The sequence below is a fragment of the Silvimonas soli genome, assembly GCF_030035605.1.
Classification (GTDB): domain Bacteria; phylum Pseudomonadota; class Gammaproteobacteria; order Burkholderiales; family Chitinibacteraceae; genus Silvimonas; species Silvimonas soli.
In genome coordinates this window covers 1,772,116-1,795,566 of sequence record NZ_CP106736.1, presented here as the reverse complement: position 1 = coordinate 1,795,566, position 23,451 = coordinate 1,772,116, and the positions used below count along the sequence as shown (strand labels likewise).

13 protein-coding genes, 2 tRNA genes and 3 rRNA genes are annotated in these 23,451 nt (G+C 55.4%); 15 read left to right on the top strand and 3 right to left on the bottom strand.

The genetic code is table 11. The features are described 5' to 3' along the window. The first annotated feature begins 78 nt into the window (after positions 1-78). From N7220_RS08260 to rrf, 10 genes are all read left to right on the top strand, one after another. The gene (locus tag N7220_RS08260; RefSeq protein ID WP_283150974.1) at positions 79-801 is read left to right on the top strand and encodes a hypothetical protein; all 723 of its coding nucleotides are present in this window, start codon (positions 79-81) and stop codon (positions 799-801) included. A 7-nt stretch (positions 802-808) separates the two neighbouring features. After that, entirely contained in the window at positions 809-3,625 is a 2,817-nt protein-coding gene (locus tag N7220_RS08255; RefSeq protein ID WP_283150973.1) for an AAA family ATPase, read from the top strand. A gap of 11 nt (positions 3,626-3,636) precedes the next feature. Then, positions 3,637-4,872, top strand: a complete 1,236-nt coding sequence (locus N7220_RS08250; RefSeq protein ID WP_283150972.1) for a toprim domain-containing protein — start codon at positions 3,637-3,639, stop codon at positions 4,870-4,872. Next, a complete protein-coding gene (locus N7220_RS08245) occupies positions 4,869-5,204 on the top strand; it encodes an MmcQ/YjbR family DNA-binding protein (protein WP_283150971.1) in 336 nt (111 codons plus the stop codon). Before N7220_RS08250 ends, N7220_RS08245 begins: the two co-directional genes overlap by 4 nt. A 27-nt stretch (positions 5,205-5,231) precedes the next feature. Further along, the gene (locus tag N7220_RS20725; RefSeq protein ID WP_308446572.1) at positions 5,232-7,550 is read left to right on the top strand and encodes a THUMP domain-containing protein; all 2,319 of its coding nucleotides are present in this window, start codon (positions 5,232-5,234) and stop codon (positions 7,548-7,550) included. Positions 7,551-8,095: 545 nt separating this feature from the next. Beyond that, positions 8,096-9,629: ribosomal RNA gene (locus N7220_RS08235) — 16S ribosomal RNA — on the top strand. Positions 9,630-9,724: 95 nt separating this feature from the next. Beyond that, positions 9,725-9,801: transfer RNA gene (locus N7220_RS08230), tRNA-Ile, on the top strand. Positions 9,802-9,957: 156 nt separating this feature from the next. Then, positions 9,958-10,033 (top strand) — tRNA-Ala (locus N7220_RS08225). 277 nt (positions 10,034-10,310) lie between these two features. After that, positions 10,311-13,201 (top strand): 23S ribosomal RNA (locus N7220_RS08220). A 214-nt stretch (positions 13,202-13,415) separates the two neighbouring features. Next, positions 13,416-13,529: ribosomal RNA gene (rrf, locus tag N7220_RS08215) — 5S ribosomal RNA — on the top strand. Together the 16S, 23S and 5S rRNA genes with 2 tRNA genes alongside form the textbook arrangement of a ribosomal RNA operon. Positions 13,530-13,660: 131 nt before the next feature. Here the strand turns inward: rrf and N7220_RS08210 are convergent. From N7220_RS08210 to N7220_RS08200, 3 genes are all read right to left on the bottom strand, one after another. Continuing rightward, positions 13,661-15,139 carry an NAD(P)H-hydrate dehydratase gene (locus N7220_RS08210; protein ID WP_283150970.1) on the bottom strand — a complete coding sequence of 493 codons (1,479 nt, stop codon included), beginning with the start codon at positions 15,137-15,139 and terminating at the stop codon, positions 13,661-13,663. 40 nt (positions 15,140-15,179) lie between these two features. Next, a complete protein-coding gene (locus N7220_RS08205) occupies positions 15,180-15,797 on the bottom strand; it encodes a nucleotidyltransferase family protein (protein WP_283150969.1) in 618 nt (205 codons plus the stop codon). A gap of 188 nt (positions 15,798-15,985) precedes the next feature. Beyond that, positions 15,986-18,289, bottom strand: coding sequence for a penicillin-binding protein 1A (locus N7220_RS08200; protein WP_283150968.1), 2,304 nt, complete (start codon positions 18,287-18,289; stop codon positions 15,986-15,988). 168 nt (positions 18,290-18,457) lie between these two features. On the opposite strand from N7220_RS08200, the gene N7220_RS08195 reads away from it, so the two are divergent. From N7220_RS08195 to N7220_RS08175, 5 genes are read left to right on the top strand one after another with little or no spacing between them, the layout of a single operon-like run. Beyond that, the gene (locus N7220_RS08195; RefSeq protein ID WP_390901573.1) at positions 18,458-19,534 is read left to right on the top strand and encodes a pilus assembly protein PilM; all 1,077 of its coding nucleotides are present in this window, start codon (positions 18,458-18,460) and stop codon (positions 19,532-19,534) included. After that, entirely contained in the window at positions 19,531-20,139 is a 609-nt protein-coding gene (locus N7220_RS08190; RefSeq protein WP_283150966.1) for a PilN domain-containing protein, read from the top strand. The genes N7220_RS08195 and N7220_RS08190 overlap by 4 nt, the downstream gene beginning before the upstream one ends. After that, positions 20,139-20,771, top strand: a complete 633-nt coding sequence (locus N7220_RS08185; protein WP_283150965.1) for a type IV pilus inner membrane component PilO — start codon at positions 20,139-20,141, stop codon at positions 20,769-20,771. The genes N7220_RS08190 and N7220_RS08185 overlap by 1 nt, the downstream gene beginning before the upstream one ends. 53 nt (positions 20,772-20,824) lie before the next feature. After that, positions 20,825-21,328, top strand: a complete 504-nt coding sequence (locus N7220_RS08180) for a pilus assembly protein PilP (protein WP_283150964.1) — start codon at positions 20,825-20,827, stop codon at positions 21,326-21,328. Further along, positions 21,325-23,427, top strand: coding sequence for a type IV pilus secretin PilQ (locus tag N7220_RS08175; protein WP_283150963.1), 2,103 nt, complete (start codon positions 21,325-21,327; stop codon positions 23,425-23,427). The genes N7220_RS08180 and N7220_RS08175 overlap by 4 nt, the downstream gene beginning before the upstream one ends. Positions 23,428-23,451: the final 24 nt, after the last annotated feature.

The window sequence follows — 23,451 nt, the reverse complement described above, 5'->3', positions numbered from 1 at the left end:
TTGCCACCCCGGATTCTCACTACGTTTCATCCTGGCTACGAAATGACAGAACAACTGGCTGAATTGAACTAGAGAACTATGGATCAAGCCCTCAATATCCTGCTGGCGCGCTTGTTGGCGCATCGCTTTATTCCGCGCAAAGACCCGTTGGCGCGGCGCGCGCTGATCGACGAGGTTTTCCGCGAAAGCCTGGAGCGGCGGCTGGAAGAATGCGGCCTGCAGTTGCTGGAAAACCCCTACGCTGAATACATCGCGGTGGGCCTGGAGCCCGAGATGGAAGACTGGGTGTTTGGCGAGGGCGAGAACTGGCTGTCCAATAATATGGGTCTGCCGCGTGACGCCATCGCTTTGCTGGTGGTGGTGTGGGCGCTGATCATTCTGCCCAAGCGCGAGCGGCAGATTGCCCGGGCGAGCGAGGCTGGCGACACTCAGACCGATATGTTCGTCACCGAGAAACCCATTGTTCGTGGTGACGAAATTGCGCCGGGCATTCCGGAAGATGCGGTCTACGCTGACTTTGGCAAAAAGCTCGGTGGTAAATCGCGGTTCTCGATGAACCTGGGGCAACTGGCCAAGCTGGGCTTTGTGATCCGCCGCAACAAGATGATCCACGAAGGCCCGTTGCTGGATTTGATGATCGACTACGCCAAACTGGCGCCACGCATTATTGAAGGTGCGCTGGCCGAAGTGCTCAAGCTGACCGGCACCCGCATCGCGGTTGATGACGATAATGCGGACGAGCCAGAGGCTGATCTGGCCACCGATAACCTGCCGCAGTCCGAGTCTGAAGAAGAGGCGTAATTAGAATATGTTCCAGATTCGCGAACTCGAAATGATTCATTGGGATTTCTGGCGTGCCATTCGCGTGCCGCTGGATGCCCAGATTGTCACCATCGTTGGCCCGAACGGCTCGGGTAAAACCACGTTGCTGGATGCTTTGCGCACATTGCTTGCGCTCAAGTGTTCCGGTCGGCGTGATTACAAACGTTATGTGCGTAACAACCGCGAAAACTACGCCTGGCTGCGTGGCGTGGTGTCCAATCCGCGCAAGCAAGCGGGCGGTTTGTTTCCGTATCTGTTTTTTCCGGCTACCTCAGATGAGGTGACGCTGTTTTGCCGCATCAAGAAACAAGGCGGCGATTGGGTACGCCAGTACGCCATTGCCGAAGGCGATGTCCCGATGAACGCCGATACCGAATCCGCCGTGCAGTGGCTGGGTGTCGGTGAATACAAACGTCGGCTGGAGCAAGCCGGGCTGACCCCGGCGATTGCCGAAGTACTGGCACTGGAGCAGGGCGATACCGACAAGCTGTGCGAATACTCGCCTAAAGCGTTGCTGGACCTGGTGTTCCAGGTGTTTGGCGACAAGCAGGTGCTGGATCATTACGCCGAAGCCAAGCTGCGGCTGAAAGAAGCTGAGGGCGAACTGGGCAAGATGGAGCAGCAGCTCAGCCAGGTCGGGCTGGATGTTGAACGCCTGCGCCTGCGCGCCAATAACCATCTGGAATGGCGCTCGCTGCAACTGGATATCGAAAAGCTGGAACAACAAGCCGTACCGGCACTCAAGTATGTGGAGCAATGGGAAAGCTTGCGCGGCTACATCAACCAGTTCCGTGGCGCGCGTAAAGGGTTGCGCCAGAAGCAGGATGAACTGGACGCGCTGGATGCCCAATATCGGCAGATCGCCACCGGCCAGGAGAATGCCCAATCCGGCGAAGAATCGGCCCGCAAAGAACACGACGAAGCCTACGCCGCTTTCCAGGTAGCGCGTGACGCTGCCCGCGATAGCGAAAAAACCATGAAAGAAGCCGAACGCCTGCGCAATCTGGCCGAGGCAGAACATGGTGCCGATGGTGTGGCGCTGAATGACCGACTGGGCGAGCGGCGTGAAGCAGCGGCCCAGCTCAAGCAGTCCATCAAATTGATGAAGGATGAGCGCCAGCAACTGGCCGAAGCCCAGTATTCGTTGCAGCAAGGTCGTCAGCCGCATCCCGACTTCGTGAACCGCATGCGTGCAGCGCTGGATGAAGCCGGTATCCCGCATCAACTGCTGACCGAAATCGTTGAGGTGAGCGACAACAGCTGGCAAGACGCGGTGGAAGCCTTGCTGGCGCCGTATCGCCATATCATTTTGCTGAACCGCTATGCGGATCGGCAGCGCGCATTCGAGATTGGTCAGCAACTCAAATATCGCCATTTCATTGTGCCCGAGCGTGAAAGCATCGGCACGGCCAATCGCAACTCGATTCTGGAAGTGGTCGATTTCAAAGCCGATGCGCCGGGCTGGCTGGTGGGTTTGCTCAATCGCACCCAACGCGCCAAATCGGTGGCAGACGGTAAAGATCTGGATGGCGACTGGATTACTCGCGAGGGTTATCACAAAGAACGCCGTGGCGCGCGTGATATCTCAGCGCGACCGGGCGATTACGCCTTCGGTGAAGCTGCTCGGCAATCGCGTCTGACCGAAGCCAGCCGCCGCTTGCGTGATCTGAACGACCAACTGCTGCAGGACGAAGGCAAGCTGGTGGAACTGGAGCGCGATATTTCCGCCATTCAGCAATCTTTGATGGGTATGCAAGCCGTGGTGCAACTGGCTGCGCGCCAGGATGAATTTGCTGCCGTGGCCGAGCGATGGCCGGAAGAACAACGTCGGGTGCAAGAAGCCGGCGCCGCCATGGCCGCCGCCCAAGCCAGCTGGGAAGAAGCGCGTACCTCGCGTGAAGATGGTCGCGTGGCGTTTGAAAAACTCAAAGATCGCCGTGATCGCCTGAACGGCCTGGTTGAGGTGGAACTGGAACAACTGGCCCGCCAGCGCGATGAACAAAGCCGCCGTATCCGCGATTTGCGTCAGGCCAAGGCCGAGATGCCAGAACGCGTGCGCGTGGGTGAGCATATGCGCGCGCTGAAAGACAAATACGGCAGCTCGCGTGAAGTGCTGCATATGGTTGAGCGCGAACGTGAACGGCTGGCACAGATCGATTGGGAAACTGATCCGACCATCATCGCCCGCCGCGACAAAGTGACTGACGATTACAACGCGCTGGCGAACGATACGCTGGTGCATCGCAATGAAGTTCAGCGCACCGCACTGCTGACTGATGAAGCTCGCGGTGCCTATATCAACAAGCTCAAAGCTACCGTTCGCGCCTATGGCCGCAACCTGAAACGGCTGGGTGAGTTGTCGGGTATTGAGGTCGAGACTGATCTGCCGCATCTGGATAACGATGATCTGGTGCTGTCGCAGGCCGGTCTCACCGTGCGCTTCAACTTTGACCAGAAAGGCATGATGGGTCTGAATGATGGTGAGGCATCGGGCGGGCAGCAGGTGATGAAGTCGCTGATCATGCTGATCAGCCTGATGATGGATGAAGCCAATCCATCGGGCTTTGTGTTTATTGATGAGCCATTTGCCCACCTGGATATCTTCAATATCGACCGGGTTGGCGGCTTCCTTAAAGCCACGCAAGCGCAGTACCTGATCACCACGCCGCTGACGCATAACACCAATGTTTATGGCCCAAGCGAACTGACGCTGACCACCCGCAAGAAACAGCCAGGTGAAACCTGGGCGCCGATCATCGCGCAAACGCGGCGGCGCGTGCGCGCGCCGGTGACGTCGGAGTAGCCCGTAGCGCGATGGATGAGGGGACGCAAGACTGGCGTGCACACGAGTCGCAGCCCGGTATTGAAATACTAAGCCTTGGTGAGCCGGGGCGTGATGCCGCGCCAGAGAAGCGCCGACTGCGTGCTGCTTTGAACGCCCCGCAATCATTGGCTGATTGGCCGCGCGAACGACGCGCCTTGTTGCTGGAGTGGCTCAAACAAACGCGGTCCGAGCATCCCAAATGGATGGTCTTACTGGATTGGGCTGGTCCCAAGCGTCAACATCTGGCCGTTGAAGCTCTGCTGGGTTTGTTACTGCGCGGCTGGATCGAGATCGAAGAAGTCAGCAGTCGGATTGCGCCGGGTTCCTGGCAACCAAAATCGCTCACATGGCGTGATTTATCTGCGCTGCGTGAAGAGATGGGCCTGGCTGACCCGGCGGCAGAAAAAGCCAAACGCGAAAATCTGCGTTGGTTTGGTGTAACAGATGAACGCTTGCTGGCGCTGTCTTTGGCGCTGGCTGGCAGCACCAGCCAGTCCGTGCCGTCGCGCCGGCAGTTGTGCGACGGCCTGGCGCAATGGTTGGCTCAGGGCCGCAGTGGCACACGTAGTCAGTTTGCGCAGTTTGTTCGCTCGCGGACCCGGCTCATCCACGACGCCGAGTGGCAGTGGCTCAATGAGCATGTTGATCTGGCCGCTTGCGGTATTTCGGCGCATGCACCGCTGTTGACGCTGGGTGGCAATTGCACGCTGGTCGCAAACGGCTGGGTAATGCTGGATTTGTCGCTCCTGCCGCAGCATGTGGCCATGACGCCTGCCAATGTCGCAACGTGCGATCAGATCATCGGCATACAGCAAATCACTATTGTGGAGAACCTCTCCGCCTTTGCCAGTGTCTGTCAGCAAGCGGGCGCGGGTGAGTTGGTGATCTGGCTGCCCGGTTATGTAGCGCCTTGGTGGCTGGATAGCGTGCGGCATTTGCTGGCGCTGGCAAAAGTGCCGGTGCGCATCAGCTGTGATTGCGATCCATGGGGAATCGAATTGGCACTCAAGGCTGGTGCTTTGGCCAGCCAGACGGGCGGTATATGGCAACCCTGGCCGATGGATGAGGCTACACTGATGCAATGTGATCATCGCCTGCCGTTAACCGATGCGGATCGCCGCAAGCTCGAAACGCTGTTGGCAGGTAAGTTGCCTTCCTCGTTGGCGGGGCTGGCCCAAAGCATGGACCAACTCAGTCAAAAGGCCGGGCAGGAACAATATCTATGAATACTGCGCAGTTTCAGGCACTGTGCGCGGCTTTGCCTGGCGTGACCTTCGACGTGAAATGGCAAACCAGCCAGGTTTATTCCATCGGCGGCAAGACGTTTGCCATGGTGCGCGAGGCCGGCGGAGTGGCGTTCAAGGTAGAAGCCGAACGCTTTCTGGAACTGACTGATTATCCCGGTGTATGCCCGGCGCCTTACTTGGCGCGGCATCGCTGGATTGCGCTTGATGCGCCCACGGTTTTGCCAGACACATTGCTGGCCGAACTAATACAAACGTCGTACCGCCTGGTGCGGGCTAAACTGCCTGCCGCGTTGCGCCGTTCGCTGCCCTGATCGGGTGGTTTGAACTGGATACAAAACATGAGTGAAAAAAAGACCCTGAAATTGCCGCCCACAGAAGCCCAAACCGCGGGGGGCAATGCCCGGCGCCCGGCGCGTCCGGCTGGTCGTGCTGCGGCATTTTCCGGCGGCCAGGCGAGTAAACCTTATGCGCAAGACCCGACTTTTCGCGATAAAACTGCCGCGGCAGGTGGTCGTGACGAACGCCGCCCTTCCGGTCCCAAGCGTGATGAGCGTAGCGGTGGCGGCAAGCCTTATGCCAAAGTGACTGCGACGGGTGATGATGGCCGTCCGCGCTCACCCAAACCGTACGGCGACAGACCGGCCGGTGATCGCAGTGGCGGTTTCAATCGTGACGAACGCCGACCAGACCAGCGCCGTGATGATCGCCCAGCCGGGGATCGCCCGCCGCGTCAGTTCAGCCGTGATGAGCGGAACCCGGATACGCGTCGCAGCGAGCAAGGTGGCGGCGATAAACCCCACGCCCGGCCGGCATCGCAAGAACGCTCATTCAGCGGCCAGGCGCCGAAGTCATACGGTGCCAAGCCTGCTCCGGATCGGACTGGTGGTTTCAATCGGGACGAACGTCGCCCAGAACCACGGCGAGATGAACGTACGCAAGGTGATCGACCAGCATATGGTGACCGTTCCCCGTCGCAAGATCGTTCGGCAGAAGGCCGCCCGGCCAAGCCGTATGGCACCAAATCGTTTGGCGACCGGAGCGGCGGGTTCAATCGTGACGAGCGTCGACCAGAGCAACGCCGGGATGAGCGTGCGCCAACTGATCGACCTGCGTATGGTGATCGGTCTCCACAACAAGATCGTTCGGCAGAAGGCCGTCCAGCCAAGCCGTACGGCGCCAAGTCGTTTGGCGATCGTAGCGGTGGCTTCAATCGTGATGAGCGTCGACCGGAGCAACGTCGGGATGAACGTGCGCCAAGTGACCGACCGGCATACGGTGATCGTTCCCCGTCACAAGATCGCCCGGCCGACCGCAATGCGCCAAAACCGTATGGTGCGAAATCGTTTGGTGAGCGCGACCGCAGTGGTGGCTTCAACCGTGACGAACGCCAGTCAGAACCACGGCGCGATGAACGCCCGGCCAGCGCGCGTTCTTTCAGTAAACCTGCGCAGGGTGGCGGCACTGCGCGCCATGCCGCACCAGCGGTGGCCCCGGATGCGTTTGACTGGACTGCCATTCAACACTTCTATGCCCCCTGCCCGCGTGGCCTGGAGCAACTGTTGGCGGATGAACTGACTCGATTGGGTGCGGATGCGGTTCTGGCCGGTGAGGGCGGAGTGGCCTTCGAAGGCAAAGCTGAATTGATGTATGTAGTGAATCTGCATTCACGTTTTGCCAGCCGCATCATGCTGCGTCTTGATGAGCGCGCTTATCGTAACGAGGCTGATCTGTACCGGTTGGGTTCGCGCACCGATTGGCCAGCCTTGTTTGATGTGTCGCGCACCATCAAGGTGAATGTCACCGCCCAGCGCAGTGGCTTGCGCAGTATTGATTTCATTGCGCTGAAAATGAAAGATGCGGTTTGCGATATCTTCCGTGCCGCTACCGATGAGCGCCCGAGTGTGGATACCCATAACCCGGATATCCGCATCAACGTGTTCCTGACTGATCGTCTGGCGACGTTATATATAGATACGTCGGGCGAGCCGCTGTTCAAACGCGGCTATCGCCAGGAAAGCGTGGAAGCACCGCTGCGCGAAAACCTGGCGGCCGGTTTGCTGGCGTTGGCAGGCTGGAACGCCAATGAGCCGTTGCTTGATCCTATGTGCGGCAGCGGCACCTTCCTGATCGAAGCCGCGATGATGGCCTTGAATATGGCGCCAGGCCGACTGCGTGAATTTGGCTTCCAGAAACTATCCAGCTATGACCGCGCGTTCTGGCAACAGTGCAAGCAGGAAAGCGAAGCGGCGCGACGCCATGAACTGACGTTCCCGATTGTGGGTAGTGATCGGGATATCCACGCCATTGATAGCGCAATGCGCAATATCGAAGCGGCTGGTGTGCAGGACTACATCAAGGTGCAAGTGGGCGACGTCTTGCTGGCGCAACCACCGGCGGACGAAGGCGTGCTGATCTCCAATCCACCTTATGGCGTGCGACTGGATGAACTGGAAAAACTTGCCGGCTTTTATCCGCAACTGGGTGACTCGCTCAAGCAACGTTTCTCTGGCTGGCGCGCTTATTTGTTAACAGCAGATATGCGTTTGCCGAAACTGATTCGCCTGAACGCCACCAAACGCACACCAATCTATAACGGCGCGCTGGATTGCCGCTTGTATGAGTTCAAGGTGGTGGCTGGGTCCAACCGGGAGGTTTGATCGCACTACCTTGAGAACCCGCTATATATACGGACTACCCAGATATATATGTGAGGTTCACGCAACAAAGAGCCGCTCGCCAGAGCGGCTTTTGCTTTGGTGCTGCTGTTTTGGGGTGCTTTGGTGCGGTTTTGGGGTGTTTTATGGTGCGGAAGGAAGGGGTGAACCAGGGGATAAGGCCGTGTTTTGCGGGGTAGGGCGAGGGGTCTGTCACGGGACTGCAATGATCGCTGAAAGAAATATTCTTACGGATCAGGGGTTTGTGCAGGCGGGGCGAAGAATGTTGCAGGAAGGTGTTGACGGGGTCCGGTCTGGTCCGTATAGTTCGGTTTCTCCGCTGCAGACACAACAGCGAAACGGCGAAAACGAAGAGTTTAGCAGGGTTTCCGGGTCTGGTGGCAAACGATCTTTAACAAATTACAGCCGATGAGTGTGAGTGCTTGGGAAGGACAAAACAAGTACTCGCACTTAGATGAGAATATTTGCAAAGTTTTACTTTGTAATTTCGAGTTTTAAGCGAGTGCGAAATTTAAGTAACAGAGATTGAACTCAAGAGTTTGATCCTGGCTCAGATTGAACGCTGGCGGCATGCTTTACACATGCAAGTCGAACGGACTTGTGGGGCTTGCTCCACAAGTTAGTGGCGAACGGGTGAGTAATGCATCGGAACGTACCGTGTGATGGGGGATAACTAACCGAAAGGTTGGCTAATACCGCATACGCCCTGAGGGGGAAAGAGGGGGATCGCAAGACCTCTTGTCATACGAGCGGCCGATGTCGGATTAGCTAGTTGGTGAGGTAAAGGCTCACCAAGGCAACGATCCGTAGCGGGTCTGAGAGGACGACCCGCCACACTGGGACTGAGACACGGCCCAGACTCCTACGGGAGGCAGCAGTGGGGAATCTTGGACAATGGGCGCAAGCCTGATCCAGCAATGCCGCGTGGGTGAAGAAGGCCTTCGGGTTGTAAAGCCCTTTTGTCAGGGAGCAAATCCTTGGACTTAATACGTCCCGGGGATGAGAGTACCTGAAGAATAAGGACCGGCTAACTACGTGCCAGCAGCCGCGGTAATACGTAGGGTCCAAGCGTTAATCGGAATTACTGGGCGTAAAGCGTGCGCAGGTGGCTTGTTAAGATCGATGTGAAATCCCCGGGCTCAACCTGGGAACTGCATTGATGACTGGCTCGCTAGAGTACGGCAGAGGGGGGTGGAATTCCACGTGTAGCAGTGAAATGCGTAGAGATGTGGAGGAACACCGATGGCGAAGGCAACCCCCTGGGCTGATACTGACACTCATGCACGAAAGCGTGGGGAGCAAACAGGATTAGATACCCTGGTAGTCCACGCCCTAAACGATGTCTACTAGTTGTCGGGGTTTTCGGACCTTGGTAACGCAGCTAACGCGTGAAGTAGACCGCCTGGGGAGTACGGTCGCAAGATTAAAACTCAAAGGAATTGACGGGGGCCCGCACAAGCGGTGGATGATGTGGATTAATTCGATGCAACGCGAAAAACCTTACCTGGTCTTGACATGTCTAGAATCCCGAAGAGATTTGGGAGTGCCGCAAGGAGCTAGAACACAGGTGCTGCATGGCTGTCGTCAGCTCGTGTCGTGAGATGTTGGGTTAAGTCCCGCAACGAGCGCAACCCTTGCCATTAGTTGCCAGCATTCAGTTGGGCACTTTAATGGGACTGCCGGTGACAAACCGGAGGAAGGTGGGGATGACGTCAAGTCCTCATGGCCCTTATGACCAGGGCTTCACACGTCATACAATGGTCGGTACAGAGGGTCGCCAACCCGCGAGGGGGAGCCAATCCTGCAAAACCGATCGTAGTCCGGATTGCACTCTGCAACTCGAGTGCATGAAGTCGGAATCGCTAGTAATCGCGGATCAGCATGTCGCGGTGAATACGTTCCCGGGCCTTGTACACACCGCCCGTCACACCATGGGAGTGGGTTTTACCAGAAGTGGCCAGGCTAACCTTCGGGGGGCCGGTCACCACGGTAGGATTCATGACTGGGGTGAAGTCGTAACAAGGTAGCCGTAGGGGAACCTGCGGCTGGATCACCTCCTTTCAAGAGAATGGTCTGGACCAAGTACTCACACTCATCGGCTGTAGGTTGAAGATACGGAAAGCGGCGTCTGCGAAGACGCCGTAATTTGTGGAGCTGGGTCAGTAGCTCAGTTGGTTAGAGCACCGTCTTGATAAGGCGGGGGTCGCTGGTTCGATTCCAGCTTGACCCACCATTTGCACGACATTGACCGTCGCAATACGGCGTCATGCAAAACCTCGTGTACGAAACAGTACACGTCGGTTGTGCCTTCCTTGTCTTGCTCGGTCACTGCCGCGCAAAAGACGGAAGAAGGTGGATGGAAGTGCTCTGACAAAAAGCAAACACGATTGGGGGTTTAGCTCAGCTGGGAGAGCACCTGCTTTGCAAGCAGGGGGTCGTCGGTTCGATCCCGTCAACCTCCACCATCACCTGGCGGTGAGGCAATCGTAAAAGCACTTATAAACAAGTGTCCTGCAAAGTGCGGGAGGATATTTGTTTCTAATTGCTTCAATTAGAGCAGTTTAATCACTGCTTGCCGCAAGGCACCGTATCTGATCTTTAACAAACTGGAAGAAGCAAGACTCAAATTTAGTAGTAATAAATTGGGTTTGATTGTATCGAGTGAATCGAGACTGTTTTATATGGTTTCGATGTAACGTCGCAAACACGATTTTGTAACCTGAGACAAGTCTGAGGTTATAGGATCAAGCGAATAAGTGCATCTGGTGGATGCCTTGGCGATCACAGGCGATGAAGGACGCGGTAGCCTGCGAAAAGCTACGGGGAGCTGGCAAACGAGCTTTGATCCGTAGATGTCCGAATGGGGAAACCCGGCCCTTTTGGGTCATCCATGACTGAATACATAGGTCATGAGAAGCGAACGCAGCGAACTGAAACATCTAAGTAGCTGCAGGAAAAGAAATCAACCGAGATTCCGGAAGTAGTGGCGAGCGAAACCGGAAGAGCCTGCATGTGATAGCAGTACTCTTAGTGGAACGGCATGGAAAGGCCGGCGACAGTGGGTGATAGCCCCGTACACGAAAAGAGAATTGTGGTACTGAGCATGCGACAAGTAAGGCGGGACACGAGAAATCCTGTCCGAAGACGGGGGGACCATCCTCCAAGGCTAAATACTCGTGATCGACCGATAGTGAACCAGTACCGTGAGGGAAAGGCGAAAAGAACCCCGGGAGGGGAGTGAAATAGAACCTGAAACCGGATGCATACAAACAGTGGGAGCCTCTGAAAATGGGGTGACTGCGTACCTTTTGTATAATGGGTCAGCGACTTACGTTCAGTAGCAAGCTTAACCGCATAGGGGAGGCGCAGGGAAACCGAGTCCGAACAGGGCGCACAGTTGCTGGGCGTAGACCCGAAACCAGGTGATCTATCCATGGCCAGGATGAAGGTGCGGTAACACGCACTGGAGGTCCGAACCCACTGATGTTGCAAAATCAGGGGATGAGCTGTGGATAGGGGTGAAAGGCTAAACAAACCTGGAAATAGCTGGTTCTCCCCGAAAACTATTTAGGTAGTGCCTCAGGTATTACTGACGGGGGTAAAGCACTGTTATGGCTAGGGGGTCATCGCGACTTACCAAACCATGGCAAACTCTGAATACCGTCAAGTATCAGCCTGGGAGACAGACAGCGGGTGCTAACGTCCGTTGTCAAGAGGGAAACAACCCAGACCGCCGTCTAAGGTCCCAAATGACATGTTAAGTGGAAAACGAGGTGGGAAGGCACAGACAGCCAGGATGTTGGCTTAGAAGCAGCCATCATTTAAAGAAAGCGTAATAGCTCACTGGTCGAGTCGTCCTGCGCGGAAGATGTAACGGGGCTCAAACATGTAACCGAAGACGCGGATGTGCAATTTATTGCACGTGGTAGGGGAGCGTTCCGTAGGCCTGTGAAGGTGCATTGTAAAGTGTGCTGGAGGTATCGGAAGTGCGAATGCTGACATGAGTAGCGTTAAAACGGGTGAAAAGCCCGTTCGCCGTAAGCCCAAGGTTTCCTGCGCAACGTTCATCGGCGCAGGGTGAGTCGGCCCCTAAGGCGAGGCTGAAAAGCGTAGTCGATGGGAAACAGGTTAATATTCCTGTACTTTGTATTGGTGCGATGTGGGGACGGAGAAGGGTAGGTCAGCCGGGTGTTGGATGTCCCGGTTCAAGCGTGTAGGTGTGGGGATTAGGCAAATCCGGTCCCCTTTAACACTGAGGCGTGATAACGAGGTCTTCGGACCGAAGTGATTGATCCCATGCTTCCAGGAAAAGCCACTAAGCTTCAGCCAATACGGAACCGTACCGCAAACCGACACTGGTGGGCAGGATGAGAATTCCAAGGCGCTTGAGAGAACTCAGGAGAAGGAACTCGGCAAATTGACACCGTAACTTCGGGAGAAGGTGTGCCTCTGTAGCGTGAAGCGACTTGCTCGTGGAGCGTGAAGAGGTTGCAGTGAAAAGGTGGCTGCGACTGTTTATCAAAAACACAGCACTCTGCCAAGACGAAAGTCGACGTATAGGGTGTGACGCCTGCCCGGTGCTGGAAGGTTAAGTGATGGGGTGCAAGCTCTTGATCGAAGCCCCAGTAAACGGCGGCCGTAACTATAACGGTCCTAAGGTAGCGAAATTCCTTGTCGGGTAAGTTCCGACCCGCACGAATGGCGTAACGATGGCCACACTGTCTCCTCCTGAGACTCAGCGAAGTTGAAGTGTTTGTGAAGATGCAATCTCCCCGCTGCTAGACGGAAAGACCCCGTGAACCTTTACTGTAGCTTTACATTGGACTTTGAAGTGGTTTGTGTAGGATAGGTGGGAGGCTATGAAGCATGGACGCTAGTTCGTGTGGAGCCAACCTTGAAATACCACCCTGACCCCTTTGAGGTTCTAACCTTGGTCCGTTATCCGGATCGGGGACCGTGTATGGTAGGCAGTTTGACTGGGGCGGTCTCCTCCCAAAGTGTAACGGAGGAGCTCGAAGGTCACCTAGGTACGGTCGGACATCGTACTGATAGTGTAATGGCACAAGGTGGCTTGACTGCGAGACTGACAAGTCGAGCAGGTGCGAAAGCAGGACATAGTGATCCGGTGGTTCTGAATGGAAGGGCCATCGCTCAACGGATAAAAGGTACTCCGGGGATAACAGGCTGATTCCGCCCAAGAGTTCACATCGACGGCGGAGTTTGGCACCTCGATGTCGGCTCATCACATCCTGGGGCTGTAGCCGGTCCCAAGGGTATGGCTGTTCGCCATTTAAAGTGGTACGTGAGCTGGGTTCAAAACGTCGTGAGACAGTTTGGTCCCTATCTGCAGTGGGCGCTGGAAATTTGAGGGGGGCTGCTCCTAGTACGAGAGGACCGGAGTGGACGCATCTCTGGTGTACCGGTTATCACGCCAGTGGTATCGCCGGGTAGCTAAATGCGGAAGAGATAAGCGCTGAAAGCATCTAAGCGCGAAACTTGCCCCGAGATGAGATTTCCCTGGGAACTTGATTCCCCTGAAGGGTCGTTGGAGACCACAACGTTGATAGGTCAGGTGTGGAAGCGCAGTAATGCGTTAAGCTAACTGATACTAATTGCCCGTGAGGCTTGATCCTATAACCTGAGCGTTGTTTCGGGTTGTGTTGGTGACGAGCTCGAACAGAAGTACGAAAGTACGAATCAACCCCAAGTAATACGATACGAACGAATTGAGTCGGTGGTGGGTCAGGGTGAAAACCGGACCGGCCACGCTAAACAGCAGGCTTTGCCTGCAGCTTCTTCCAGAATCAGAGCAGCGACGAATAACAGTCGTGACTCTAACCAGTTACGTCTGGCGACCATAGCGAGTTGGCCCCACGCCTTCCCATCCCGAACAGGACCGTGAAACGACTTAGCGCCGATGATAGTGCGGATTACCCGTGTGAAAGTAGGTCATTGCCAGACACCCCTTTGAACGCCCGGACAGGAACCTGTACCGGGCGTTTTGCTTTGCACCGTGCGCAAGGCGCGCAAGGCAAAAGGCAGTACGCAAGGACAAAGCCCCGCAGCGATGAACTGCGGGGCTTTGTCGTCTACTATTCCACCTCTAGATCATTAAGAGCCTGCCGCGCGTAATCTATGGTTTCCCCCGCAGTCAGTCCGATGGCGTTAGGGAAGGCTTTGACCCAGTTGTCGGCCGCCGCGCCATGAATAAATACAGCCACCCTTGCTGCCTGCGGGGGGGCAAGCCCCTGGCCAAGCAAAGCCGTAATAATGCCGCCGAGAATATCCCCTTGCCCTGCCGCGGCCAGCGCGGCGTTGCCCGATGAATTGATCGAAGTTGTTGTGCCATCACAAACGACAGTGCCCGAACCCTTCAATACGGCAACGCAGTTGAATCTCCCTGCCAAATCCCGGGCTGCGGAAAGCCGATCAGCCTGAACTGCCGCTGTTGTTGTGCCCAACAAACGCGCAGCTTCAGTGGGATGAGGGGTGATGATTACGCGGGTGCCACGCCTTTGGCATGCGCTGGCAAGTTTGCTATCGCCCGCGATAAGGTTCAGCGCATCCGCATCAATGACCAAGGGGCCTGGTTTGCTCAGCGCATCTTCCAGCAATTTATGCGCTTGTTCCGTGCGTCCCAAACCTGGCCCAATCAGATGCACGGCACATTGCTGTTCCATCAACGCTTCGGCACTGTTGAGCATAAGTTCGGGATAAAGCGGGTCGACACTCACACTGTCGCCAAGCAAGCCAATGCGGACTTTGCCTGCTCCGAGTTTCAGCGCGGCCCGTCCGGCCAATAGCGCGGCTCCGGTCATGCCCTTTGCGCCGCCGATGATGCCAACCGTGCCGTAAGTGCCTTTGTGACTCACTTGTTGCCGGCGCAGTGCGCCCGGAAGTTGTTTCAGAGCAAATAGCTGCAAGTCGGACTCGGGGAAGGCATCCTGTGATATCCCGAGGTCAAACACGGTGACGTCACCCGCATAATCCCGCCCATTGGCAGTATGCAAGCCGGGTTTGTCGCCGATGAAGGTGAGTGTCGCTTGAGCGGGGAGTGCGGCGCCGAGAATCGCGCCAGTATCAGCGTGCAACCCACTGGGAATATCCAGGGCTATCACTCGCTGGCGGGAGGCGATAATTGAGCTAAACAATTGTTGCAGATCAGTCGGCACATTGCGGCTAAGCCCGATACCAAACAATGCATCGATGACTACGCCGGCATCCGCTGTCCATTGTTCATCCAGCCGCCCGCCTGCTTGTTGCCAGAGTTTATGCGCATTGGCCGTCGGGGGGGATGCTTGCTCCGGATTGCCCACATAATGCACCCGCACCGAATATCCGGAGGCCTTCAAATGCCAGGCGACGGTGAGGCCATCGCCGCCATTGTTGCCGGGGCCAACCAGTACTGTGATGGGGGTCGTGAGTGCAAAACGCCGCTGAATCCAGTTGGCGGCAGCTTCGCCTGCCCGAGCCATGAGCGGGACACCTGCAGAAGCTTGAATCTGTTCGATTTCGCGCGTGATGCGTGCGCAATACAATGGGTGAGTCATGCAAAGCTCCAGAGCAACCAAACGGATTGCCCGGAATGATTAATTGGCGCGGGGGCGGGTTTTACAGAGCTAAGGCGCCGAAAGTGGTTGGGCGCTCAAGCAGCATTTGTACCTCATCCAGCCGGGCTCGTTCGCGCTCGTCGCGACGTGGATTCTGGCGCTCGGCAACTTTGGGGCGCACGTGTAACTTGATCTGGGTGTCGTCATACCAGAATGCCAAAGTCGGATACGAAGCATGCCGGTGTGCGGGGGGAGGTTCCAGATGCTGATATTCGATGCGTTCGTTCAGTAAAAAGATTTCAACGCTTTTCGGGTCGTCGGTATATAGCAACATGTTGATATCGGACTGCTCGCCAGCGACGCCAGACAAAACCGACCCTGTTAGATAGGGAGAGAACGGGCTCAGCAGGCGCATCATGCTTACCGCTTTTAGCCGTAGCTGTTTCAGGCTGTCGCCATGCTCTGGTTGATAGATCGACCGATAGCTTTCCAGCGCATCTTCGATTTCCTGATTGGATGGCAGAACGTGCGCTTCAGAGACCCCCAGTTGTCGCGCTGCTTTTTTCTTGGCTAACGCGAAATCATGCAAATGATCTTCGGCGATCATGCGTGCGGCATGATGTGCGATTTCTGCGCGCAAAGTCATGGTGTGACGATCGGCGGAAAATGCTTTACCCATGATGGTGGTTCTCCCGTTTGCAGTCAGATTGAGCAGGCAGGCAGTGATTTCACGTGCCGTCTTTTCAGCTGTAAGAAGCGTCAGGTCGGGAACCTCCGGGGCGTCATCTCGGGGGAAGGGTGAGATCGATTGCACTGGCAACGGACCTCACTTGCATAACAGTAATTCATTACGCGCATTTAAGCGAATCAGAACAGCAAATCCTTTATCTCATCCAGCGGTTGCGTGGCTGCAGTACCACTCCCCAGGCCCAGATCAGGGTTGGTCTGCGTGTATTCGCTAAAGAAATACTCAGTGCGATCACCCTTCTCGGTCTGAATGGTTTGGGCAACAACGCCATTGGGTACTGGGTATTGCCGCTCCGGCATATCTGCCAGCACTTTACCCATATAACTGATCCAGATCGGTAGCGCAGCGGCACCGCCGGTTTCCGAGCCACCCAGTGAGCGAGGCTGATCAAAGCCCACCCAGGCAACCGTGACCACATCCGGGTTGAAGCCAGCGAACCAGGCGTCGTGCGTATCGTTGGTGGTCCCGGTCTTGCCGGCCAGATCCGTTCGGCCCAATACCCGCGCTTTTGAGCCAGTGCCGTAGCGCACGACATCCTGCATCATGCTGGTCATCACAAAGGCATTACGGGCTTCGAGGGTGCGTTTGGCATTTTGCCCGGCGACTTGCGGTGCCATCTGCGCCAGCAAGTTGCCGCGACCATCCATGATCTTGTCTACATACCAGGAATAGACCCGGTAGCCAGTGTTGGAGAACACGGCATAGCCTTCCGCCATCTGCTGCGGTGTCACGCTACCGGCGCCCAGGGCCATGGTGAGATAGGCCGGGTTCTGTTGTACGGTGAAGCCAAAGCGGGTGTCAAATTGCTGAGCAAACTGCGGGGTGATCGATTGCAGAATGCGGATCGACACCAGGTTCTTGGAGTGCGTCAGCGCATTACGCACCGTCATCATGCCCTCGTACTTGCCATCGTAATTCTTGGGTTCCCACTTCTGCCCGCCAACCTGGTCCGGGTTGATCACGATTGGTGCATCGTTGATCAGCGTTGCAGGGGTAACCCCTTTTTCCAGCGCAGCAGAATAGACAAAGGGTTTGAAACTGGAGCCCGGTTGCCGCCAGGCTTGGGTGACGTGATTGAAGTTGCTGCGGTTAAAGTCAAAGCCGCCCACCATGGCTTTGACCGCCCCGTTCTGGCTGTTCAGTGAAATCAGCGCACCTTCGACTTGTGGCAACTGGCTAATCGCCCATCCGTTATCGGTTTGTTTGACCCGGATGATCGCGCCTGGCCGTATGCGCGCGGTGGGGTTGGCTTTGTCAGTTAATGCAAAACGCACAAATTTGAGCCCATCATCTTCAATAGTGATGTTCTCGCCACCTTTAAGCCACGCAGTGACGGACTTGGGTGAGGATTGCCGAACCACTGCTGCCAGCAAATCGCCCGAGTCCTTCACGTCAGCAACCGCATCGTCCAGCGCCTCTTCATTACCAGACTTGAAAAGATCAGGGTCAATAAAAGCCTCGGGGCCGCGATATCCATGACGAGTGTCGTAATCAATTAACCCCTTGCGCAGGGATTCATACGCGGCTGTCTGGTCCTTGCTGTCGAGTGTCGTGTAAACCTTGAATCCGGCGGTATACGCGGCATCCTTGTAACGGTCGACCATCATTTGTCGTACCGCTTCTGCAACATATTCGGCATGAACCGGGAAATCCTGGACCATACGTTTGATTTGCAGCGGCGTATTCAGTGCACTGGTGTACTGTTCGTCGGTGATGAAATGCAGCTCATGCATGCGCCGTAATACATATTGTTGGCGTAATGTAGCGCGTTTGAAATTGGCAACTGGATTATACGAAGAAGGCGCCTTGGGCAGTCCTGCCAACATGGCCGCCTCAGCAACATTTAATTGTTTTAGATCTTTTCCGAAATAGGTTTGTGATGCAGATGCAAAACCGTATGCACGCTGGCCGAGATAAATCTGGTTCAGATAAAGCTCAAGAATCTGATCTTTCGAGAGATTGTGCTCGATTTTGAATGCCAGTAATGCTTCGTTGAATTTACGGTTAAATGTTTTTTCGTTGGATAAATAAAAATTACGGGCAACTTGCATGGTGATGGTGCTAGCGCCGGATTGCGCATGACCGGACACGATATTTCCAGCCATCGCCCGCATTACGCCCACGTAATCAATGCCACCGTGTTGATAAAAACGTTCGTCTTCGGCGGCGAGCAATGCTTGTTTCATGACCGTTGGTACCTGATCAATGGGCACGAATGCGCGGCGTTCTTCACCGAATTCACCGATTAATATCTCATCGGCGGTGTATACCCGTAATGGGATTTTGGGGTGGTACTCGGTTAATGCTTCAAGCGACGGTAAACGCGGATATGTCAGAAGGACGGCAAAAAAAGCCAGACCAACGGCGAAAATAATAAGGCCGCCGAAGATGCCAACGCAAATAAGCAGGATTCGTTTTGTCATGTGTGGTTCATTAATGGCAGCATTACAGGCAATTTACGATATTCGCTGCCTGTTGCAAAAATAAACGTAAATTACAGGCGCTTCTTTACAGGTCTGGCCAGTGCTTGTTAGGATTTTCACGCATTCTGACAGGATATCATTCTACTTTCCTGTTTTTAAAAGGAAATTGTGTTGAATCTCGACTTTCTCAAACCAAAGGCGCCGCCATTGATCGGAGTGGATATCAGCTCCTCGGCCGTCAAGATGGTCGAACTGGGTCAAACCGGGCGCAATTACAGTCTTGAGCGCTATGTCATTGAACCGTTGCCGAAAGATGCGGTAACCGATGGCAATATCGCTGATATGGACGCTGTGGCCGAGGCGTTGCGCCGTGCATGGCGGCAAATGGGATCCCGACTGAAAAATGTCGCGATTGCGTTGCCTGCTGCGTCGGTAATCACCAAAAAAATCCTGGTTCCGGGGGATTTGTCTGATCGCGATCTGGAAACTCAGGTCGAGACCGAGGCAAACCAGTACATTCCCTTTTCGCTGGACGAGGTCAATCTCGACTTCCAGGTGCTGGGCCCTGCGCCCAACGTGCCGGAAGAATCCGAGGTCTTGATCGCGGCGGCGAAAAAGGAAAAAGTTGAAGAGCGCGTTGCTGCCATTGAGTCGGCCGGTCTGAAAGCTTTGGTGGTGGATGTCGAATCCTACGCGACGCAAGCTGCGTTCGAGTTGATGCGGCCACAGTTGCCCAGCAACGGTGACAACCAGATTGTGGCGGTGGTCGACATCGGCGCGACTGCGATGCACATGAATATTTTCAAAGATGGGCAATCGATCTATAGCCGGGATCAGGCTTACGCCGGAAACCAGTTGACCCAGGAAATCCAGCGCAAGTTCAACCTTTCTTCGGAAGAGGCAGAGTCCTCCAAGAAAAATGGTGGCCTGCCGGAAAATTACGAGCCCGAAGTGCTGCAGCCGTTCATGGACACCATGGCGCTGGAAATCTCGCGTTCACTGCAATTCTTTTACACGTCCAGCAATTACAACTCGGTTGATCACATCTTGCTCGCGGGTGGCTGCAGTGCCATTCACGGTCTGGATGACGCGGTCTCCAGTCGTACCCAAGTGACCAGCACCATGCGCGCCAACCCGTTCTACGGCATGGCGACAGGCAAGGTCCGCGGCAAGCAGATTCAGCTGGACGCACCTTCACTGTTGATCGCATGTGGTCTGGCCATGCGGAGGTTTGACCCGACATGATCCGCATTAACCTGTTACCGCACCGCGAACAAGCGCGTAAAGCGCGACATAACCGTTATCTGGCTGCTCTTGGATTTACTTTTGTGGCTTCTGCTGCAGTGGTGGCGTTGGGTTATTTCTTCTATCAGGCACGGCTTGATACGCAGAACGAACGCAATACATTCCTGACCCAGGAAAACGCCAAGCTGGACCAGCAGATTGCCGAGATTGAAAAGTTGAAGCTGGAAAAGCAACAGCTACTTGATCGCAAAAAGGTGGTTGAGCGCTTGCAGTCCAACCGTTCTGAAGATGTCAAAGTGCTGGACCAACTGACTCGCCAGACGCCTGAGGGTATCTATTTGAAGTCGGTAAAGCAGAAGGATGCGTTACTGGTCTTGAATGGCTACGCGCAATCGAACGCCCGCGTTTCAACCTTGATGCGCAATCTGTCTGATTCACCGGTGTTCGAGCAGCCCACGTTGGTTGAAGTGAAGTCGGCTCAGGTTGCCAACCAGCGCTTGTCCGAGTTTACGCTCAATGTCGCTATTACCCGGGTCACCGACGATGCGTCGGCACCCGCTGCTGCCGCGCGCCGTCCGGCATCTGCTGCCGGAGGAACCAAATAATGACTCTGGACGATTTGCGCAATCTTGATCCCAAGGATATGGGGAACTGGCCACGAGGCGCCCAGATAGGTCTGGCGGTGCTGGTGTTCGTGGTCGTGCTGGGTTTGGGGTATTTCTATCTGTGGAGCGATCAGATGGACCAGCTTTCTGCTGGACAACTGAAAGAAGAAGCGCTCAAGACTGAGTACCTGGATAAAGAAAAGAAAGCCATCAACCTGGAAGCATACAAGCAGCAGCTGGCGGAAATTCAGCAGTCGTTTGGTGCATTGCTGCGGCAACTGCCGACCAAGTCGGAAATGGAAACATTGCTGACCGAAATCAACCAGGCGGGTGTAGGGCGCGGTCTGCAGTTTGATCTGTTCAAGCCTGGTGCCGAGGTCAAAACGGCTGAGTTTGCCGAAATGCCAATCGACATCAAGATCACCGGCAGCTATCACGATCTCGCGGCATTTGTGAGCGATGTGGCGCAGCTTTCGCGCATCGTGACGCTGACCAATATCGAACTGTCGGTGCCAAAGTCGCCTGACATGCTGGCGATGTCTGCTGTAGCCAAAACCTATCGCGCGCTGGATGACAGTGAAGCGCAGGCGGTGCGCCAGGCTGAAGCTGCGGCGAAGAAGAAGAACAAATGAGGACCACTCGCATGGATTATCGAGAGAAACGCCTGATGGTGCGAGGGGTGGCAGTGTCGTTGCTGGCTTTGGCTTTGTCCGGCTGCTTTGGCGATCAAAACAGCGATCTCAAGGCCTGGATGCGCGAAAGCAGCGAAGGCATGCGTGGCAAGGTTGAGCCACTGCCGGAAGCCAAACCGTATACGCCGTTTACTTATAACGCATTTGATGTGGCTGACCCGTTCAACCCACACAAAATGGATATGGCGCGCAAGGGCAACGGCGGCGTTACGCCAGATATGAATCGCCCTAAAGAAGCACTCGAAAGCTACGACCTCGAAAAGCTCACTTTTGTTGGCACATTGCAGCAAGCAAAAACGATACAGGCCCTGATTCGGGCGCCTGACGGCAATCTGTACCGGATCAAGGTCGGTAATTATATGGGACAAAATTTCGGCAAGGTGCTCGCGATCAGCGAGACGGAAGTGAAGCTTAAAGAAATTGTCGAAGACAGCGGCGGAGACTGGGTGGAGCGCGATACGTCGCTTCCCCTGCAAGAGGCGGAGCAAAAGAAATGATCAAAGCATCGTTCCTGCAACGAGTGTTGCTGGCAAGCACTACGCTGGCAGCATCATGGACGTTTGCGGCAGATATTACCGCCGTGGATGTAACTACGGTCTCTGCAGAAAAGCAGGTGATCAAGCTGACCTTTAATGGCGCGGTGCCTACACCGACCAGTTTCTCGGTCAATACGCCGCCCCGGATCGCCTTTGACTTTGCCGGTGCCGCCAATCAGGCGGGCAAGAGCTCGGTTCAGGTCAACGGCAGCGCGTTGCGGCTGATTAATCTGGCCGAAGGCTCGGGTCGTACCCGTGTGGTGTTGAACCTGCAAAAGCAGGCTGGCTATACCACCAAGGTCGACGGGAACTCGTTCCTGATTACCCTGGATGGTTCGCAGTCCGCCGTGGCCCCAGAAGCGCGTCCGGTGCACTTTGCCGATGTTAAACCTTCAGCCACTACGCAATCGATCAAGGCTGTTGATTTCCGTCGCGGTGCCAACAACGAAGGCCGTCTGGTGGTCGACTTGTCTGACCCGAATGTGGGGATCGACATTCGCCCGCAAGGCAAGAGCCTGGTTGTTGATTTCACCAAGGCTACCTTGCCCAAGGCGCTGGAACGTCGTCTGGACGTGACCGACTTTGGTACGCCAGTGGTCAAGGTTGATTCATTCGCCCTGGGCGACAACGCCCGCATGGTGATCGAACCCAAGGGTAACTGGGAATATTCGGCCTATCAGACTGAAAACCGTTTCATTGTCGAAGTTCGGGAAAAACTGGATGAAGACAAGGCGGCCAAGGCCAAGCCTGTCTATAAGGGCGAAAAGCTGTCGCTGAATTTCCAGAACGTGGAAATCCGTACCGTGCTGCAAGTGATCGCCGAGTTTACTGGTCTGAATATCGTGACCAGCGACACGGTGAACGGCAACCTGACCCTGCGCCTGAAAGACGTGCCATGGGACCAAGCGCTGGATATCATTCTGCAAGCCAAGGGCCTGGATCAGCGTCGCAGTGGCAATGTGCTGTGGATTGCGCCACGTCAGGAACTGGCCGACAAAGAAAAGCAGCAGTTTGAAGCCCAGAAGTCTGTGGATGATCTCGAACCTACTCGTACTGAAGCCTTCCAGCTTAAGTATCAGAAGGGCGATGACATCAAGAAAATGCTGAGCGATGGTGGTCAGCAAATGCTGTCCAAGCGCGGCAGTGTGGTGGTCGATCCACGTACCAACACCTTGTTCATTCAGGATGTGTCGAGCAAGCTCGAGCAGATTCGCGCCATTATCAACAAGGTCGATATCCCGGTTCGCCAGGTGTTGATCGAAGCGCGGATTGTTGAAGCTTCGGATACCTTTAGCCGTGAACTGGGTGCCCGTCTGGGTTGGGCTGCCTTGGGTCACAGCGGTGGCACAACTATCGGCACGGCACCAAGTTTGAACAACTTCACCCAGACCGGCTCTTCGTCATCGTCCAGCAGCTCGTCGTCATCGTCCTCCAGTAGCACGCTTGGCGGGACTTCTGCGACCAATCTGCTGAACGTGAACCTGCCAGCAACCGGCTTGGGTGTGGGTAATGCCTCCACCTTTGCTCTGGTCGCGGCAAGCGCCAACTGGCTGGTCGGTCTGGAATTGTCCGCGCTGGAAGCAGACAGCAAGGGCAAGATCATCTCCAGTCCGCGTCTGGTTACCGCCGATCAAGTTGAAGCGGTGATTGAGGACGGTCAGCAGATTCCGTACTCGCAAAGTGCACAGAACGGCGCGACCACCATTGCGTTTAAAGATGCCACCTTGTCGCTGAAAGTCACTCCGCAAATCACGCCAGATGGCAATGTGATCATGGATGTGAAGGTCAACAAGGACAGTGTGGGGCAGTCTACGGCCAACGGTCCGGCGATCAATACCAAGCACATTGAGACCAAAGTGCTGGTTGAGAACGGTGGCACGATTGTGATCGGTGGTATCTACACCCAGACACTGGCAAACTCGGTCAACAAGACACCGTTGCTGGGCGATATTCCGGTCTTGGGCAACTTGTTCAAATACAAGATTGATACCGATAACCGTGCTGAATTGCTGATCTTCATTACACCGAAGATTCTGCAGTCTGATCTGACCCTGCGTTAATCCGCCTGGTTTTAATGAAAAAAG